This window comes from Streptomyces sp. NPDC051963 (assembly GCF_044593495.1).
In the GTDB taxonomy this organism is placed as follows: domain Bacteria; phylum Actinomycetota; class Actinomycetes; order Streptomycetales; family Streptomycetaceae; genus Streptomyces.
The window spans coordinates 209251-225127 of record NZ_JBIUCC010000005.1; the positions used below are offsets into that span (position 1 = coordinate 209251).

General features: G+C 71.6%; 15 protein-coding genes. 9 read left to right on the forward strand and 6 right to left on the reverse strand.

The genetic code is table 11. The features are described 5' to 3' along the window. Nucleotides 1-13: 13 nt before the first annotated feature. Entirely contained in the window at nt 14-514 is a 501-nt protein-coding gene (locus ACIHFB_RS21690; protein ID WP_400127632.1) for an Lrp/AsnC family transcriptional regulator, read from the reverse strand. Nucleotides 515-689: 175 nt separating this feature from the next. Between ACIHFB_RS21690 and pdhA the strand changes: the two genes are divergently transcribed. From pdhA to ACIHFB_RS21720, 6 genes are all read left to right on the forward strand, one after another. Continuing rightward, nucleotides 690-1823 carry a pyruvate dehydrogenase (acetyl-transferring) E1 component subunit alpha gene (pdhA, locus tag ACIHFB_RS21695; protein ID WP_365271844.1) on the forward strand — a complete coding sequence of 378 codons (1134 nt, stop codon included), beginning with the start codon at nt 690-692 and terminating at the stop codon, nt 1821-1823. After that, a complete protein-coding gene (locus tag ACIHFB_RS21700; protein WP_365271847.1) occupies nt 1823-2827 on the forward strand; it encodes an alpha-ketoacid dehydrogenase subunit beta in 1005 nt (334 codons plus the stop codon). The genes pdhA and ACIHFB_RS21700 overlap by 1 nt, the downstream gene beginning before the upstream one ends. Next, on the forward strand, nt 2827-4320 hold the full coding sequence (locus ACIHFB_RS21705; protein ID WP_400127633.1) for a dihydrolipoamide acetyltransferase family protein: 1494 nt from the start codon (nt 2827-2829) through the stop codon (nt 4318-4320). The genes ACIHFB_RS21700 and ACIHFB_RS21705 overlap by 1 nt, the downstream gene beginning before the upstream one ends. Nucleotides 4321-4402: 82 nt before the next feature. After that, complete coding sequence (locus ACIHFB_RS21710) at nt 4403-5314, forward strand: NTP transferase domain-containing protein (RefSeq protein ID WP_400127634.1); 912 nt, start codon at nt 4403-4405, stop codon at nt 5312-5314. Further along, nucleotides 5311-6660 (forward strand): molybdopterin molybdotransferase MoeA, encoded by a 1350-nt coding sequence (locus ACIHFB_RS21715; protein WP_400127635.1) that lies wholly within the window; start codon nt 5311-5313, stop codon nt 6658-6660. Before ACIHFB_RS21710 ends, ACIHFB_RS21715 begins: the two co-directional genes overlap by 4 nt. Then, nucleotides 6657-7754 (forward strand): potassium channel family protein, encoded by a 1098-nt coding sequence (locus ACIHFB_RS21720; RefSeq protein WP_365271858.1) that lies wholly within the window; start codon nt 6657-6659, stop codon nt 7752-7754. Before ACIHFB_RS21715 ends, ACIHFB_RS21720 begins: the two co-directional genes overlap by 4 nt. 1 nt (nt 7755) lies before the next feature. Here ACIHFB_RS21720 and ACIHFB_RS21725 read toward each other — a convergent pair whose 3' ends face one another. Both ACIHFB_RS21725 and ACIHFB_RS21730 read right to left on the reverse strand, forming a co-directional pair. Beyond that, the gene (locus ACIHFB_RS21725) at nt 7756-8607 is read right to left on the reverse strand and encodes an ABC transporter permease (RefSeq protein WP_365271860.1); all 852 of its coding nucleotides are present in this window, start codon (nt 8605-8607) and stop codon (nt 7756-7758) included. Next, entirely contained in the window at nt 8604-9632 is a 1029-nt protein-coding gene (locus tag ACIHFB_RS21730) for an ATP-binding cassette domain-containing protein (RefSeq protein ID WP_365271863.1), read from the reverse strand. The genes ACIHFB_RS21725 and ACIHFB_RS21730 overlap by 4 nt, the downstream gene beginning before the upstream one ends. Before the next feature lie 155 nt (nt 9633-9787). Here ACIHFB_RS21730 and ACIHFB_RS21735 point away from each other — a divergent pair, with 155 nt between their 5' ends. After that, a complete protein-coding gene (locus ACIHFB_RS21735; protein WP_365271866.1) occupies nt 9788-10768 on the forward strand; it encodes an NAD(P)H-quinone oxidoreductase in 981 nt (326 codons plus the stop codon). Nucleotides 10769-10797: 29 nt separating this feature from the next. Here ACIHFB_RS21735 and ACIHFB_RS21740 read toward each other — a convergent pair whose 3' ends face one another. After that, on the reverse strand, nt 10798-11247 hold the full coding sequence (locus tag ACIHFB_RS21740) for a hypothetical protein (protein WP_365271869.1): 450 nt from the start codon (nt 11245-11247) through the stop codon (nt 10798-10800). 141 nt (nt 11248-11388) lie between these two features. Here ACIHFB_RS21740 and ACIHFB_RS21745 point away from each other — a divergent pair, with 141 nt between their 5' ends. Further along, nucleotides 11389-11928, forward strand: a complete 540-nt coding sequence (locus ACIHFB_RS21745) for a bacterial proteasome activator family protein (RefSeq protein ID WP_365271872.1) — start codon at nt 11389-11391, stop codon at nt 11926-11928. 348 nt (nt 11929-12276) lie between these two features. Continuing rightward, nucleotides 12277-13845: a protein kinase gene (locus tag ACIHFB_RS21750; protein WP_400127636.1), complete on the forward strand. Its 1569-nt coding sequence runs from the start codon at nt 12277-12279 to the stop codon at nt 13843-13845. Between the two features lie 120 nt (nt 13846-13965). On the opposite strand, the gene ACIHFB_RS21755 is transcribed toward ACIHFB_RS21750, so the two are convergent. Both ACIHFB_RS21755 and ACIHFB_RS21760 read right to left on the reverse strand, forming a co-directional pair. Next, nucleotides 13966-14970, reverse strand: coding sequence for a phosphotransferase (locus ACIHFB_RS21755; protein ID WP_400127637.1), 1005 nt, complete (start codon nt 14968-14970; stop codon nt 13966-13968). A 218-nt stretch (nt 14971-15188) separates the two neighbouring features. After that, complete coding sequence (locus tag ACIHFB_RS21760; RefSeq protein ID WP_400127638.1) at nt 15189-15848, reverse strand: response regulator; 660 nt, start codon at nt 15846-15848, stop codon at nt 15189-15191. Nucleotides 15849-15877 lie beyond the last annotated feature (29 nt).

The following is a 15877-nucleotide window of genomic DNA, read 5'->3' on the forward strand; positions in this document are numbered from 1 at the left end:
ACGGGTCCCGGCGTCAGCTCTGCGGCTCCAGGTCCTCCTCCTCGAACACCAGCAGCGTGCGGGTGCTGAGCACCTCGGGGATCGCCTGGAGGCGGGTCAGCACCAGCTCGCGCAGTGCCCTGTTGTCGGGCGTGTGCACCAGGAGCAGGACGTCGAAGTCGCCGCCCACCAGGGCGATGTGGGCAGCCCCGGGGAGCAGCCTCAGCTGCTCGCGCACCGTGCGCCAGGTGTTCTGGACGATCTTCAGGGTGATGTAAGCCGAGGTGCCCTGGCCTGCGCGCTGGTGGTCGACGCGGGCCCCGAAGCCGCGGATGACGCCGTCCTCGATGAGGCGGTTGATCCGGGCGTAGGCGTTGGCGCGCGAGACATGGACGCGTTCGGCGACCGACCTTATCGAGGCACGGCCGTCGGCCTGGAGCATCTGAAGGATGTCCTGATCAATGGCGTCGAGGGGACGCGGCGGCGGCAGGGCGACGCTGTTCTCGGGACCCTCGGCCATTTGTTCAGGTGCCATGTCCCCCCGCCTCTCTACCATGGACGTACTGCGTTCATTTCAGGGTGTGGAGAACCGTTTGTCCACAGCCTGAAGGTGCCTGTAGCCAAAATGTGCCGTCGACCGAACAATCGGTAGGTGAGGCACGTCACGGCCGGCGCGCCTCTCCAAGCCACTCCCACGAGGAGGTGCCGTCATGACGGTCATGGAGCAGCAGGGTGCGTATCGGCCAACGCCGCCGCCCGCCTGGCAGCCCCGTACGGACCCCGCGCCGCTGCTGCCCGACGCGGAGCCGTACCGCGTGCTCGGCACGGACGCCGCCGCACAGGCCGACCCCGCGCTGCTGCGCCGGCTCTACGCCCATCTGGTGCGCGGCCGCCGGTACAACGCGCAGGCCACCGCCCTCACCAAGCAGGGCCGCCTCGCCGTCTACCCCTCCAGCACCGGCCAGGAGGCCTGCGAGGTGGCCGCCGCCCTGGCCCTGGAGGAGCGCGACTGGCTCTTCCCGAGCTACCGCGACACGCTGGCCGCCGTCGCCCGCGGCATGGACCCCGTCCAGGCCCTCACCCTCCTGCGGGGTGACTGGCACACCGGCTACGACCCGCACGAGCACCGCGTCGCCCCCCTGTGCACCCCGCTCGCCACCCAGCTTCCGCACGCCGTGGGCCTCGCACACGCCGCCCGCCTCAAGGGCGACGACGTGGTCGCGCTCGCGCTCGTCGGCGACGGCGGCACCAGCGAGGGCGACTTCCACGAGGCGCTGAACTTCGCCGCCGTATGGCAGGCCCCGGTCGTCTTCCTGGTCCAGAACAACGGCTTCGCGATCTCCGTCCCGCTCGCCAAGCAGACCGCGGCCCCGTCGCTGGCCCACAAGGCCGTCGGCTACGGCATGCCCGGCCGCCTGGTCGACGGCAATGACGCGGCCGCCGTGCACGAGGTCCTCAGCGACGCCGTACGGCACGCGCGCGCGGGTGGCGGCCCCACGCTGGTCGAGGCCGTGACGTACCGCATCGAGGCCCACACGAACGCCGACGACGACAAGCGCTACCGGGCCGACGCCGAGGTCGAGACCTGGCGGGCCCACGACCCGATCGCCCTGCTGGAGCGGGAGTTGACCGAGCGGGGCCTGATCGACGAGGACGGCATCCGGCACGCGCGCGAGGACGCCGAGCGGCTCGCCGCCGACCTGCGCGCGCACATGAACCAGGACCCGGTGCTCGACCCCATGGACCTGTTCGCCCACGTGTACGCCGAGCCCACCCCCCAACTGCGCGAGCAGCGGGCCCAGGTGGCGGCGGAGCTGGAGGCAGAGCGGGAAGGGACGCACTGATGACCACCGTCGCCCTCAAGCCGGCCACCATGGCGCAGGCCCTCACGCGCGCACTCCGCGACGCCCTGGCCGCAGACCCCGCCGTACACGTCATGGGCGAGGACGTCGGCGCCCTCGGCGGTGTCTTCCGGGTCACCGACGGGCTCGCCAAGGAGTTCGGCGAGGACCGGTGCACGGACACACCCCTTGCGGAGGCGGGCATCCTCGGCACGGCCGTCGGCATGGCCATGTACGGCCTCCGGCCGGTCGTGGAGATGCAGTTCGACGCGTTCGCCTACCCCGCGTTCGAGCAGCTCATCAGCCATGTCTCGAAGATGCGCAACCGCACGCGCGGGACGATGCCGCTGCCGATCACCATCCGTGTCCCCTACGGCGGCGGCATCGGCGGAGTCGAGCACCACAGCGATTCCTCCGAGGCGTACTACATGGCGACTCCGGGGCTCCATGTCGTCACGCCCGCCACCGTCGCCGACGCCTACGGACTGCTGCGCGCCGCGATCGCCTCCGACGACCCGGTCGTCTTCCTCGAACCCAAGCGGCTGTACTGGTCCAAGGATTCCTGGAACCCCGAGGAGCCGACGGCCGTTGAACCGATAGGCCGCGCGACGGTGCGGCGCTCGGGCCGGAGCGCCACGCTGATCACGTACGGGCCGTCCGTACCCGTCTGCCTCGAAGCCGCCGAGGCGGCTCGGGCCGAGGGCTGGGACCTCGAAGTCGTCGATCTGCGCTCCCTGGTGCCGTTCGACGACGAGACGGTCTCCGCTTCGGTACGGCGGACCGGGCGGGCGGTCGTCGTACACGAGTCGGGCGGGTTCGGCGGCCCGGGCGGGGAGATCGCGGCCCGTGTCACGGAGCGCTGCTTCCACTACCTGGAGGCACCGGTGCTGCGCGTGGCCGGGTTCGACATCCCCTACCCGCCGCCGATGCTGGAGCGGCATCACCTGCCCGGCGTGGACCGGATCCTGGACGCCGTGGGGCGTCTGCAATGGGAGGCCGAGAGCTGATGGCAGGCGCTTCTGACATGCACAGCCTGGAGTTCAAGCTCCCCGACCTCGGCGAGGGGCTCACCGAGGCGGAGATCGTGCGTTGGCTTGTCGAGGTCGGCGACCTCGTCGTCGTCGACCAGCCGGTCGTCGAGGTCGAGACGGCCAAGGCGATGGTCGAGGTGCCCTGTCCGTACGGCGGCGTGGTCACGGCCCGCTTCGGCGAGGAGGGCGCGGAACTCCCCGTGGGGGCACCGCTGTTGACGGTCGCGGTGGGAGCGACGGTCTCCGGCGGTCCCGCAGCGGGCCCGGGCGCGGGTTCCGAGGAGGACGCGCGCGTGGGCTCCGACGAGCGCGCCCAGGAGGGCTCCGGCAATGTGCTCGTGGGGTACGGCACCGGTGCCGCCCCGGCCCGCCGCCGAAGGGTGCAGCCGCCGGTTCGTACGGCTGCGGCACCGGTGCCGCCCGAGGCGAATGACGCCGGACCCGTGGTCGGCAACGGCCATCGTGCCGATGGCCCCGTCCCCGTGATCTCGCCCCTGGTGCGGCGGCTCGCCCGGGAGAACGGCCTGGATCTCAGGGAGTTGACGGGCTCCGGACCGGACGGCCTGATCCTGCGCGCCGACGTGGAGTACGCGCTGCGGGCCGCCGCCGCGTCGCACGCCCGACTGCCGCGGTCCACAGCCGTGCCGTCCGCGGCCGCACCGTCCGCGCCCGCCGAGTCACCGCTCGCCCCCGTCACCCCGCTCGCCCCCACGCCCGCCGAATCCCTGGTCGCCCGTGTGGGACACGCACCCGCCGGGTCCCCGGTCACTTCCGCGCCCGGCGGCACCCGAATCCCCCTGAAGGGCGTCCGGGGCGCCGTCGCCGACAAGCTGTCCCGGAGCCGGCGTGAAATCCCGGACGCGACCTGCTGGGTGGACGCGGACGCGACGGAGCTGATGCGGGCGCGCGAGGCGATGAACGGCGCGGGAGGGCCGAAGATCTCACTCCTCGCCCTGCTGGCCCGTATCTGCACCGCCGCCCTCGCCCGGTTCCCGGAGCTCAACTCCACCGTCGACATCGAGGCCAGGGAGGTCGTCCGGCTCGACCACGTCCACCTCGGCTTCGCCGCGCAGACCGAGCGCGGGCTCGTCGTGCCCGTCGTGCGGGACGCGCACGCGCGGGACGCCGAGTCGCTGACGGCGGAGTTCGCCCGGCTGACCGAGGCGGCCCGGACGGGGAAGCTGACGCCCGCGGAACTCACGGGCGGGACCTTCACGTTGAACAACTACGGCGTGTTCGGCGTCGACGGCTCCACGCCGATCATCAACCACCCCGAGGCGGCCATGCTCGGTGTGGGCCGGATCGTCCCCAAGCCCTGGGTCCACCAGGGCGAGCTGGCCGTGCGGCAGGTCGTCCAGCTCTCGCTCACCTTCGACCACCGGGTGTGCGACGGCGGCACGGCCGGCGGCTTCCTGCGCCATGTGGCCGACTGTGTGGAACAGCCGGCGGTGCTGCTGCGCACCCTGTGACAACGGCTCGGTGCCGCTGCGCACCATGGGACAACGGCACGCGGACGTTCCCTCCGATCATGACGGCACGCATACTCGGGGAGTGACCGCGTACGAGCCTTCCAGCGATCCGGGCGCCGTGTACGACGCCGTCGTCCTCGCCGGCGGCGCCGCCCGTCGGCTCGGCGGTGTGGACAAGCCCGGTCTGCGGGTCGGCGGACGGGCGCTGCTCGACCGGGTGCTGACCGCCTGTGCCGGCGCGCGGACCACCGTCGTCGTCGCCGATCCCCGGCCCACCGCGCGGTCCGTGACCTGGGCCCGCGAGGAACCGTCCGGCGGCGGACCCGTCGCCGCACTCGACGCCGGGCTCCGGCACACCACGGCCCCGTATGTCGTCGTCCTCTCCGCCGACCTGCCGTTCCTCGACGAGCGGACGGTCGGACGGCTGCTGACGACGGTGTGGGACGGCACCGCCGACGGCGCGGTCCTGACCGACCCCGACGGCCGCGACCAGCCGCTGGTGGCCGTGTACCGCGCGCAGGCGCTGCGCCGTGAGCTGGCCGCGCTCACTCAGGAGCACGACGGCCTCACCGGCCTTCCGCTGCGCCGGCTGACCGCCGGACTGGGCCTCGCCCGCGTCCCGGACCCCGTCGCGTCCTTCGACTGCGACACCTGGGACGACATCGCCACTGCCAGGGCACGTATCAGGGAGCATGGTCACGTGTTGGATGAATGGATTTCCGCAGTCAAGGACGAGCTGGGCCTCGACCTCGACGTCGACACCGGCGTCCTGCTCGACCTCGCGCGCGACGCCGCCCACTCAGTGGCCAGGCCCGCGGCTCCGCTGACCACCTTCCTCGTCGGCTATGCGGCCGCGCAGGCCGGGGGAGGCTCCGAAGCCGTCGCGGAGGCCGCCCGCAAGGCCGCCGCACTGGCACTGCGCTGGGCCGAAGAGTCCGAGACGGACGCCGAGAAGGCCGCTGCCGAGCCCGACAGCGCGCCGGATGCCGGATGACCGCCCGCGCCGTACGGACCGGCGACGACGCCGAGGACTTCGACGTCGAGGAGGTGCTGGCCCTCGTGAAGGAAGACAGCGGCCGGGAGGACAACACCGTGCCCGCCCCGCACAGCGCCCCGGCACCCCAGCCACACGCTGGCCACCAGGCCGCCCCCTGGCCCGAGGCCCGGACGGTCGCCGAACGCGCGGGCCGCTCGGGTGCCCGCCGGGCCCCTGTCTCCGTCGCGCTCGACGCCGCGCTCGGCCTCACCCTGGCCGCTCCCCTCACCGCCCTCACCGACCTGCCCTCCTTCGACACCTCCGCAATGGACGGCTGGGCGGTAGCCGGACCGGGGCCCTGGGACGTACGGGACGAGGGCGTGCTGGCCGGGCACGCCGAGCCCGAGGCGCTCACCGACGGCGAGGCCGTCCGTATCGCCACCGGCGCCCGCATCCCTCCCGACACCACCGCCATCATCCGCAGCGAGCACGGCCGCTGTGACACCCAGGGCCGACTGCACGCCACCCGCGAGGTGGGCCACGGCCAGGACATCCGCCCACGCGGCCAGGAATGCCGTACCGGCGACCAACTCCTGCCCGTCGGCACCCTGGTGACCCCGGCGGTGCTCGGGCTCGCCGCGGCCGCCGGATACGACACCGTCACCGCGATCCCCCGTCCGCGCGTCGAAGTCCTCGTGCTCGGCGACGAGTTGCTCACCGAGGGGCTGCCGCACGACGGACTGATCCGGGATGCGCTCGGCCCGATGCTGCCGTCCTGGCTGCGGGCGCTGGGCGCCGAGGTCATCGGCGTGCGTCGGCTCGGCGATGACGCCAAGGCCTTGCGCAAGGCGCTCACCGGCTCCGACGCCGACCTCGTCGTCACCACCGGCGGCACCGCCTCCGGGCCCGTCGACCATGTCCACCCCACCCTGGAGCGTATCGGCGCGGAGCTGCTGGTCAACGGCGTCAAAGTGCGCCCCGGACACCCCATGCTGCTGGCCCGCACCAAGGACGGCCAGCACCTCGTCGGCCTGCCCGGCAACCCCCTGGCCGCCGTCTCCGGCCTGCTCACGCTCGCCGAACCGCTGTTGCGTACCCTCGCTGCCCGTCCGGCCCCCGAGCCGCTTGCGCTGCCGCTCCAGGATGCGGCGCACGGCCATCCGTACGACACCCGGCTCGTCCCCGTGTCGCTGCGCGTCGACAGTGCCGTGCCGCTGCACTACAACGGCCCGGCGATGCTGCGCGGCATCGCGGCGGCCGACGCGCTGGCCGTCGTACCACCGGGCGGTGCCCGGCCGGGTCAGGAGGTCGAACTCCTTGATCTGCCCTGGGCGTTCGCCGGTATCGAGGTGTGTTTCACGTGAAACAACCGGGCCATGATGTGATCGCCCGTGAGGCGGGTGAACATCTCACAACCCATCGGGTGAAGCTCCCGCGCAAGGTGGTGGAGCACCCCTTCCGGCAGGTCGCCAAACGGCTGTCGATCGCCCTGCTGGTCCTCGTGGTGACCGCGCTGCTCGTCTACGCCGATCACGAGGGCTACAACGACAACTCCGACGGCTCCGTCGACTTCCTCGACGCCTGGTACTACGCGACCGTCACCCTCTCCACCACCGGATACGGCGACATCACCCCGGTCAGCGATGGCGCCAGGCTCACCAATATCTTCGTCATCACGCCGTTGCGCGTCATGTTTCTGATCATCCTGGTCGGCACCACGCTCGAGGTCCTCACCGAACGGACCCGGGACGAATGGCGCCTGACCCGCTGGAGGTCCGCCTTGCGTGATCACACCGTTGTCGTCGGTTTCGGGACGAAGGGGCGCTCGGCGATCCAGACCGTGTGCGCGGCGGGGCTCAAGGCCGAACAGGTCGTCGTGGTCGACCCCAGCTCCAAGGCGATCGACGCCGCGACAGCCCACGGGTATGCGGGGATCGTCGGCGATGCGACACGCAGCGACGTGCTGAAGCGGGCCGAGGTGCACAAGGCGCGGAAGGTCATCATCGCGACCCAGCGTGATGACACGGCCGTCCTCGTCACCCTGACGGCCCGGCAGCTCAACCGCGCCGCCAAGATCGTGGCCGCGGTGCGGGAGGAGGAGAACGCGCCGCTGCTGAAGCAGTCCGGTGCCGACGCGGTCATCACCAGCGCCAGCGCGGCCGGCCGGCTGCTCGGCCTGTCCGTGCTCAGCCCCGCCGCCGGCATGGTGATGGAGGACCTCATCCAGCAGGGCAGCGGGCTCGACATCGTCGAACGGCCGGTCATAAAGGCCGAGGTGGGCAAGGGCCCGCGGCAGACGGAGGACCTGGTGGTGAGTGTCGTACGCGGGCATCGGGTGCTCGGCTACGACGATCCGGCCGTCGGGACGCTGGAACTGACGGACCGGCTGATCACCATCGTGCGGGTGACGCCGGGTACGCAGATCGCACCCGACGTCCGCCCCTTGCCTCAGGACTGAGCTACTTGCGGTTGTACAGCCGCATCGTGATCGGCCCGAAGACCAGCACGAACAGACCCGCCCAACCCAGCGACCAGGCGATCTCGTCGGCCGGCCAGTCGCCCGCCATCAGCCCGCGCACCGCCGAGGACACATGGGTGATCGGGCTGTTGTTGACGAAGGCCTGGAGCCAGCCCGGCATGGTACTCGGGTCGACGAAGACGTTCGACAGGAAGGTCAGCGGGAAGATCACCATCATGCTGACGCCCATCACCGACTTCTCGGAGCGCAGCATCAGCCCGAACATCGTCCAGATCCATGAGAACGCGAACGAGAAGGCGACCAGCAGGGCGATCCCGGCGATCACACCGACGAACCCGCCGTCCGGCCGGTAGCCGAGGAGGATGCCGACGGTGAGCATCACGATGGACGCGATGGTGTAGCGCAGGGCGTCACCGAGCAGATAGCCGACCATCACCGACGGCCGCCAGATCGGCAGCGTGCGGAAGCGGTCGAAGACACCCTTCTCGATGTCCGTGTTGACCGAGACACCCGTGTACATCGTGATCATCACGACCGACATCACCAGGATGCCGGGCAGCAGGAACTGGATGTACTCCTTCGGGGAACCGGCCAGGGCGCCCCCGAACAGGTACGTGTACATCAGCACCATCATGATCGGGAACGCGGTGACATCGAAGAGCTGTTCCGGAACATGCTTGATCTTCAGCATCGCCCGCCAGCCGAAGGTGAGGGAGGCCGACAGGGCGCTGGGTCGCGGAGGGCGCTCCCCGGCGACGAGCAGCGCGGCGAGCGACTCGGCGCTGACAGGGGCGAGTTCCTTGGCTTCGCTGGTGGTGGTCGCGGTGCTCATGCGGCTGCCCCGTCCTTCACGTCGTCGCTCGTCTTCGAATCGTCGGTGACGCCTGTGTCATGGCCGGTGAGGGCGAGGAAGACCTCGTCCAGGCTGGGCTGGCCCAGCGAGAAGTTGTCGACGACGATGCCGGCGCGCGCCAGCTCGGAGAGCGCCCGGGCCGCCTGCTCGGCCGCGCCCTGTCCGTTGGCCGCACCGCCGCCCACGCGCGCGGTCAGGGCCACCGGGTCGGGCTCCAGCTGCACCTCCGCGTCCAGGGCCAGCCGCAGCACCTGCTCCGCCTCCGGCCGCTGGGCCGCATCGCGCAGACGCAGATGTACGGACCCGGCGCCGACGGACGCCTTCAGCTCGCCCTTGGTGCCCTCCGCGATCACCTTGCCCTTGTCGATGACGGCGATCCGGGAGGCCAGCTGGTCGGCCTCGTCCAGATACTGCGTGGTCAGCAGCACCGTCGTGCCCTGGGCGACCACCGCGCGCACGATGTCCCAGACCTGGTTGCGGCTGCGCGGGTCGAGACCGGTCGTCGGCTCGTCGAGGAACAGCAGCTCGGGGGTGTTCAGGATGGATGCGGCGATGTCGATACGGCGCCGCATGCCGCCCGAGTAGTTCTTGACCTGCTTCCCCGCCGCGTCCGTCAGCCCGAAGGCCTCCAGGAGCTGTGCGGCCCGGTCCCGGGCGGCCTTCTTGTGGTGCCCGAGCAGGCGGCCGAGCAGGACCAGGTTCTCGGTGCCGGTGAGGTCCTCGTCCACGGACGCGTACTGGCCGGTGAGGCTGACGCGGCTGCGCACCTCGTCGGCTTCGCGCACGACGTCGTGTCCGAAGACGTGGGCCTGGCCGCCGTCGGGGCGCAGGAGTGTGGCGAGCATCTTGACTGCGGTGGTCTTTCCGGCGCCGTTCGGACCGAGGACGCCGTAGACCGTGCCGGCGGGGACGGCGAGGTCGACGCCGTCCACGGCCCTGGTCTCGCCGAACGTCTTCACCAGGCCCGCGGTCTCGATGGCCAGGCCTGAGGTCTGCTGGCTCATGGTGGTTTCCTTCCGCGTTCGTGGGCTACGCATGGGGAGACCTTTACCGTCCCTCAAACTCATCGGTGGCGCACAGACTTTTCTTCACGGACCCGCCCAAGGACGTAGGCGGCATGGGACCGGAGCCCGAGGAGCAGGGGAGTAGCGTCCTGCCCATGCATGCGATCACGATTCCCGAACCTGGTGGGCCCGAGGCGCTGGTGTGGAATGAGGTCCCCGATCCTGTGCCCGGTGAGGGCGAGGTGCTGGTCGAGGTGGTGGCCGGTGCCGTCAACCGCGCCGACATCCTGCAACGCCAGGGCTTCTACAACCCGCCGCCCGGCGCATCCCCCTACCCCGGCCTGGAGTGCTCCGGGCGGATCACCGCGCTCGGCCCCGGCGTCTCCGGCTGGGCGGTCGGCGACGAGGTGTGCGCGCTGCTCGCCGGCGGCGGCTACGCCGAGAAGGTCGCCGTCCCGGCCGGCCAGCTGCTCCCCGTGCCCCGGGGCCTCGACCTCAAGCAGGCCGCCGCGCTGCCCGAGGTGACGGCCACGGTCTGGTCGAACGTCTTCATGATCGCCCACCTCCGTCCCGGCGAGACCCTGCTCGTGCACGGCGGCTCCAGCGGCATCGGCACCATGGCGATCCAGCTCGCCAAGGCCGTCGGCGCCAAGGTCGCCGTCACCGCGGGCACCAAGGAGAAGCTGGAGCGCTGCGCCGAGCTGGGCGCCGACATCCTGATCAACTACCGCGAGCAGGACTTCGTCGAGGAGATCGGGCGGGCCACCGACGGTGCGGGCGCCGACGTCATCCTCGACAACATGGGCGCCAAGTACCTCGACCGCAACGTCCAGGCCCTCGCCGTCAACGGCCGGCTCGCGATCATCGGCATGCAGGGCGGCATCAAGGCCGAGCTGAACATCGCCGCCCTCCTCACCAAGCGCGCCGCGATCAGCGCGACCTCGCTGCGCGCCCGTCCGCTCGGCGAGAAGGCGGCGATCGTCGCGGCCGTACGCGAACACGTCTGGCCCCTCCTCGACGCCGGTCACGTCCGCCCGATCGTCGACCGCGAACTCCCGATGAGCGACGCGGCCGCCGCCCACCGGGTGGTCGAGGAGAGCGGCCACGTCGGAAAGGTGCTGCTGGTCGTGGCCTAGGTCCGGTCACCCCAGTGGGGCGCTGCCGCTCAACGCCGGCGCAGCCGCAGCCCGAGAAGTCCCAGCCCCAGTCCGAGCCCGATCAGGACCAGCCCGCTGCCGAGCGGCAGGATCCGGAGCACGGGTTCGGCGGGGCCCTCGGCCTCCGCGACGGCGTGCCCCACGTGGTGCGGCGGCGCGGAGGTCGGGGCGGTGGATTGCGGGTGCTCCTGAGGCCGCTGGGCCGTCGGCGGTTCCTCCACCGGCTCGGGCACGTTCTGTCGCCCCGGCCGCTCCCGCCCCTCCCCGGCCAGGCTCCCGGCCCGCGTCGGCCCACCCGAGGTCGAGGGCGAAGGCGACGGGGAGGCAGCGGCGGCGACCTGGATGCCGTACGACGAGAGGGCCCCGTACGACGGGACGCTGCCGTACGAGACACTCGCGCACGGCAGCAGGACCACCCCCGCCACCAGCCCCGGAAGTACCCGCCACCACGGAGTCACGGAACAAGCCTCACATCGCCTTGCCATTCCGGCATTCCGGGTTGCGCCACCGGGTCGAAGCCCGCGCACCGCAAAACGGTGGATCAGCTGCTACCGGGGGCACCACGGTGATGAGGTGTACGGGTGCGAGAGAATGGCGGCATGGAGATGCCGAGGAACGAACGGTCGTCCGAGAACCCGCAGATCCTGGTCGTGGGCCAGGACGGGATGGCGCTGGGCGGCGGAGGAGACGAGGACTCCCGCGAGGTTCCCGTGACGGAGATGGTCGAGCAGCCGGCCAAGGTCATGCGGATCGGCAGCATGATCAAGCAGCTGCTCGAAGAAGTCCGCGCGGCTCCCCTGGACGAGGCGAGCCGGGTCCGGCTCAAGGAGATCCACGCCAGCTCGGTGAAGGAGCTCGAGGACGGTCTGGCCCCCGATCTCGTGGAGGAACTGGAGCGGCTCTCGCTGCCCTTCACCGACGACGGGATCCCGAGCGACGCGGAACTGCGGATCGCGCAGGCCCAGTTGGTCGGCTGGCTGGAGGGTCTCTTCCACGGGATCCAGACCACCCTGTTCGCCCAGCAGATGGCGGCCCGCGCGCAGCTGGAGCAGATGCGCCGCGCCCTCCCGCCGGGCGTCGGCGGCCACGAACAGGGCGAGGACGGTCCGGGAGGCCACTCGGGAGGGCCGTACCTGTAACCCCGTACGACACCTGCCCCGTAAGCGAAGGGCCCGGCAGCGCAGGCTGCCGGGCCCTTTCACATCGCGGTTGCTCGTTCGGGTTCTTCTTCAGTGAGCTTGCCCACCGAGCGTGGTGCCCGATCCGTGACCGTACGCGAAAGAAGCGTCGCGGAAGCGTTACAGGTGGTGTGCGGGCGGTACACGGAATTTGCACGACACCCCGGATTACGGGTTTGATGGCCGGTCCGTCTCATGCCGGTACGGGCGTCCGTACCGGACCGGAGGCTTGCACGGAGGCTGTAGCGTGGCCGACGGAGACCGTAACAACACCGCGCGCACCGCGGGCAGAAACGACGGCGAGGACTGATGGCACAGCAGCAGCGCGCTCAGGGCCCGTCCGACCCCGAGGCGACTGGCGGCGGTATGTCAGATGCGCCGGAGATGTGGGGTAACGGCGGGTTGGTCGGCGATGGCCGGTATCGGCTCACCCACAGACTCGGCCGGGGCGGTATGGCCGAGGTGTTCGCGGCCGAGGACGTACGGCTGGGCCGTACGGTCGCGGTGAAGCTGCTCCGCTCCGATCTCGCCGAGGACCCGGTCTCCAAGGCACGCTTCACGCGCGAGGCCCAGTCGGTGGCCGGGCTCAACCACCACGCGATCGTCGCCGTGTACGACTCCGGCGAGGACTTCGTGGCCGGCCAGTCGGTGCCGTACATCGTGATGGAGATCGTCGAGGGCCGCACCATCCGCGACCTCCTCATCAACGCCGAGGCGCCCGGGCCCGAGCAGGCCCTGATCATCGTCTCCGGTGTGCTGGAGGCGCTCGCCTACTCGCACCAGCACGGCATCGTGCACCGCGACATCAAGCCGGCGAACGTGATCATCACGCACACCGGTGCGGTCAAGGTGATGGACTTCGGCATCGCCCGCGCCCTGCACGGCGCGCAGTCGACGATGACGCAGACCGGCATGGTCATGGGCACCCCGCAGTACCTCTCCCCGGAGCAGGCGCTCGGCAAGGCCGTCGACCACCGCTCCGACCTGTACGCGGTGGGCTGCCTGCTCTACGAACTCCTCGCGCTCAGGCCCCCGTTCACCGGCGAGACGCCGCTGTCGGTGGTCTACCAGCACGTCCAGGACATCCCGACGCCGCCGTCCGAGGCGTCCGACGCCTGTCCGCCCGAGCTCGACGGCCTGGTGATGCGCTCGCTCGCCAAGGAGCCGGACGACCGGTTCCAGACGGCGGAGGAGATGCGCGGGCTCGTCCAGTACGGCCTCCAGATGCTGTACGAGCAGGGCGGCCACACCGGCACCTGGAACACCGGCCCGGTCGCCCTGCACGACGGCCGGCAGACCCCGGCGGCGGGCTTCGCGAGCACGACCGTGCTGGGGCACCCCGGTGACGGTTCCAGCACCTCGCAGATCCCGCAGCAGATCCTGCCGTCCGGATACGGCGGCGGGGACGACGGAGGCTTCGAGGGGCACGGCAACAAGGGCAACGGCCGCGGCAAGCTGTGGATCCTGGCCGTCTTCGCGGTGATCGCCATCGCCGCGGGCGTCGCGCTGGCGCTGAACACCGGCGGCGGTGACGGTGGCAGCGGCGGTGTCAAGGAGTCGCCGACCACTTCGCAGACCACCGAGGACCAGCAGGCCAGCGAGACGCCGAGCGACGAGGTGACCGACGAGGTGACCGACCCGGAGACCGACCCCGGCTCGGACACGGGCGGCGGTTCGCAGTACACGCCGTCCTACACGCCCTCGTACACACCCTCCGAGACGACCTCTTCGGAGCCCTCCTACACGCCGTCCGACGAGCCGACGGAGCCGACGGACCCGGCCACGCAGCCGAGCGACCCGGAGACCGAGCCGAGCGACCCGGCGACGCAGCCGACGGACACCGGCGGCGTCAGCGAGGGCGGCGGGGGCGAAGGCTGACCGTCAGCCGAAGACAGCGTCCACGCGCGCGTGCGGCCCGGAAACGGGCTCCACGCGCGCGTGCTGCTTTACAGGGGTACAGGGGCCCGAACTTGCGGGGCGACTTGCAGGGCCCCGACGTCAGCCGCTGAACGCCTCGCACACCGCGTCGTACTCCCGGGTCCACCACACCGCGAGCGCCGAGGCGGCCGGGAACTGCGGATCCGCGCGGGTGTCGCCGCGCTCGTAGTGCCAGCGCAGCATCCAGAAGTCGTTGAGGCGCTCCCACCACACGCGGTGCACGGCGGCCGCGAGCTGGGAGGGCGTGGCGCCCGCCGTGCGCCGGTACGCGCGCGCGTACGCACCTGCCTTCGACAGGTCGAGCGTGCCCTCGGGACGCACGAAGAAGATCATGGCGGCGCGTACGGCCTCCTCCGCGCGGGGCTGGACGCCGAGCCGGTCCCAGTCGACGATCGCGGCCGGCGCGTCCCCCTGGTAGAGCAGGTTGAACGGGTGGAAGTCGCCGTGCACCCAGCCCACCGAGCCCCCGTGCGGCGGGCGCCGGTCCGCGTGCCGCTCCAGGAGGCCCCGCCGCTCCAGCAGCCGGTGCCGGGCCAGTTCGTCGAAGGAGTCGGCGGGGCGATGGCGGCGTACGCGGGCGAGCAGCTCGTCGATGAGGGCGAAGGTGTCGGCGGGGTCGGCGCCCTCGGCCGGGGCCGTACGCCTGCGCGTGTGGGCCGGCATCACCCGCTCCAGGCCGGCGTGCACCACCCCCAGCAGCGCGCCCAGCCGTCCGCACTGCTCGGTGCTGAGCTCGCCGCCGTGCCGGTGCCGGCCCTCGATCCACGGGTGGAGGGCGTAGGCGTGGCCGCCGACCACCGCCACCGTGCGGCCGTCGCGCGCGACGAGCGGGGGTGCCACCGGGACGCCGAGGTCGGCGAGGCGCTGGGTGGCGCGGTGCCGGCGTTCGATCGCGGTCGGGTCGGCGGTCTCGGGGTCGAAGTGGTGCTTCAGGAAGTAGCGGCCGCGCGTCGTGCACAGTCGGTAGCCGCGGTTGAGGAGCCCCTGGTCGACGGGCTCGCAGGTGAGCGCGGAACCGGCGCCGTACTGGCGGAGCAGGGCGCCCAGCGGGGGCGCGTGGGGCATGAGGGGTGGTACACAGGTGCGCGGCACGCGCCAGATGCTAGGGCACGATCCGGGCCCGTGAGCTGGGCGTTGTCACAGCAAGTTGTCGGTGGTCGCTTTCGGTCACAGGGCGCCCTCGAAGTGGCGCTCCAGTCCCCCGGAAGGGCGGCGCAGACATGCTGGTGGCCATGCGGCCGCAGTCGTGTCTGCCGCTGTGCTCAGCGTGTCTGCCGCTGCGCTCAGCGGTTCCCCGCCTGCATCCGCGCCACATACGCGGCCGCCTGGGACCGGCGCTGCATGCCGAGTTTGGACAGCAGGCTCGACACGTAGTTCTTGATCGTCTTCTCGGCGAGGTGCAGTCGCTCGCCGATCTGGCGATTGGTGAGCCCCTCACTGATCAGGTCGAGGATCCTGCGCTCCTGATCGGTGAGGTGCGCGAGTCCGTCGTCGCTCCTCGCGCCGCCCCCGTCGCGCAGCCGCTCCAGCACGCGCGCGGTGGCCACCGGATCCAGCAGGGACCTGCCGGCGGCGACGTCCCGTACGGCGGTCAGCAGTTCGTTGCCCCGGATCGCCTTCAGGACGTACCCGGAGGCGCCCGCCATGATCGCGTCGAAGAGGGCCTCGTCGTCGGCGTACGAGGTCAGCATCAGGCACTTCACCGAGTCGTCCCGGGAGCGGATCTCACGGCACACCTCGACACCGCTGCCGTCCGGGAGCCGTACGTCGAGCACCGCCACGTCGGGCCGGGTGGCCGGAATCCGCGCCAGCGCGTCGGCCGCCGTTCCCGCCTCGCCGACCACCTCGATGTCGCCCTCGACCGAGAGGAGCTCATGGACGCCCCGCCGGACGACCTCATGGTCATCGAGAAGAAATACGCTGATTTTTCCTTCTTCGCGCATGGGGTAAGTCAAACACGCAACCCCTTCCG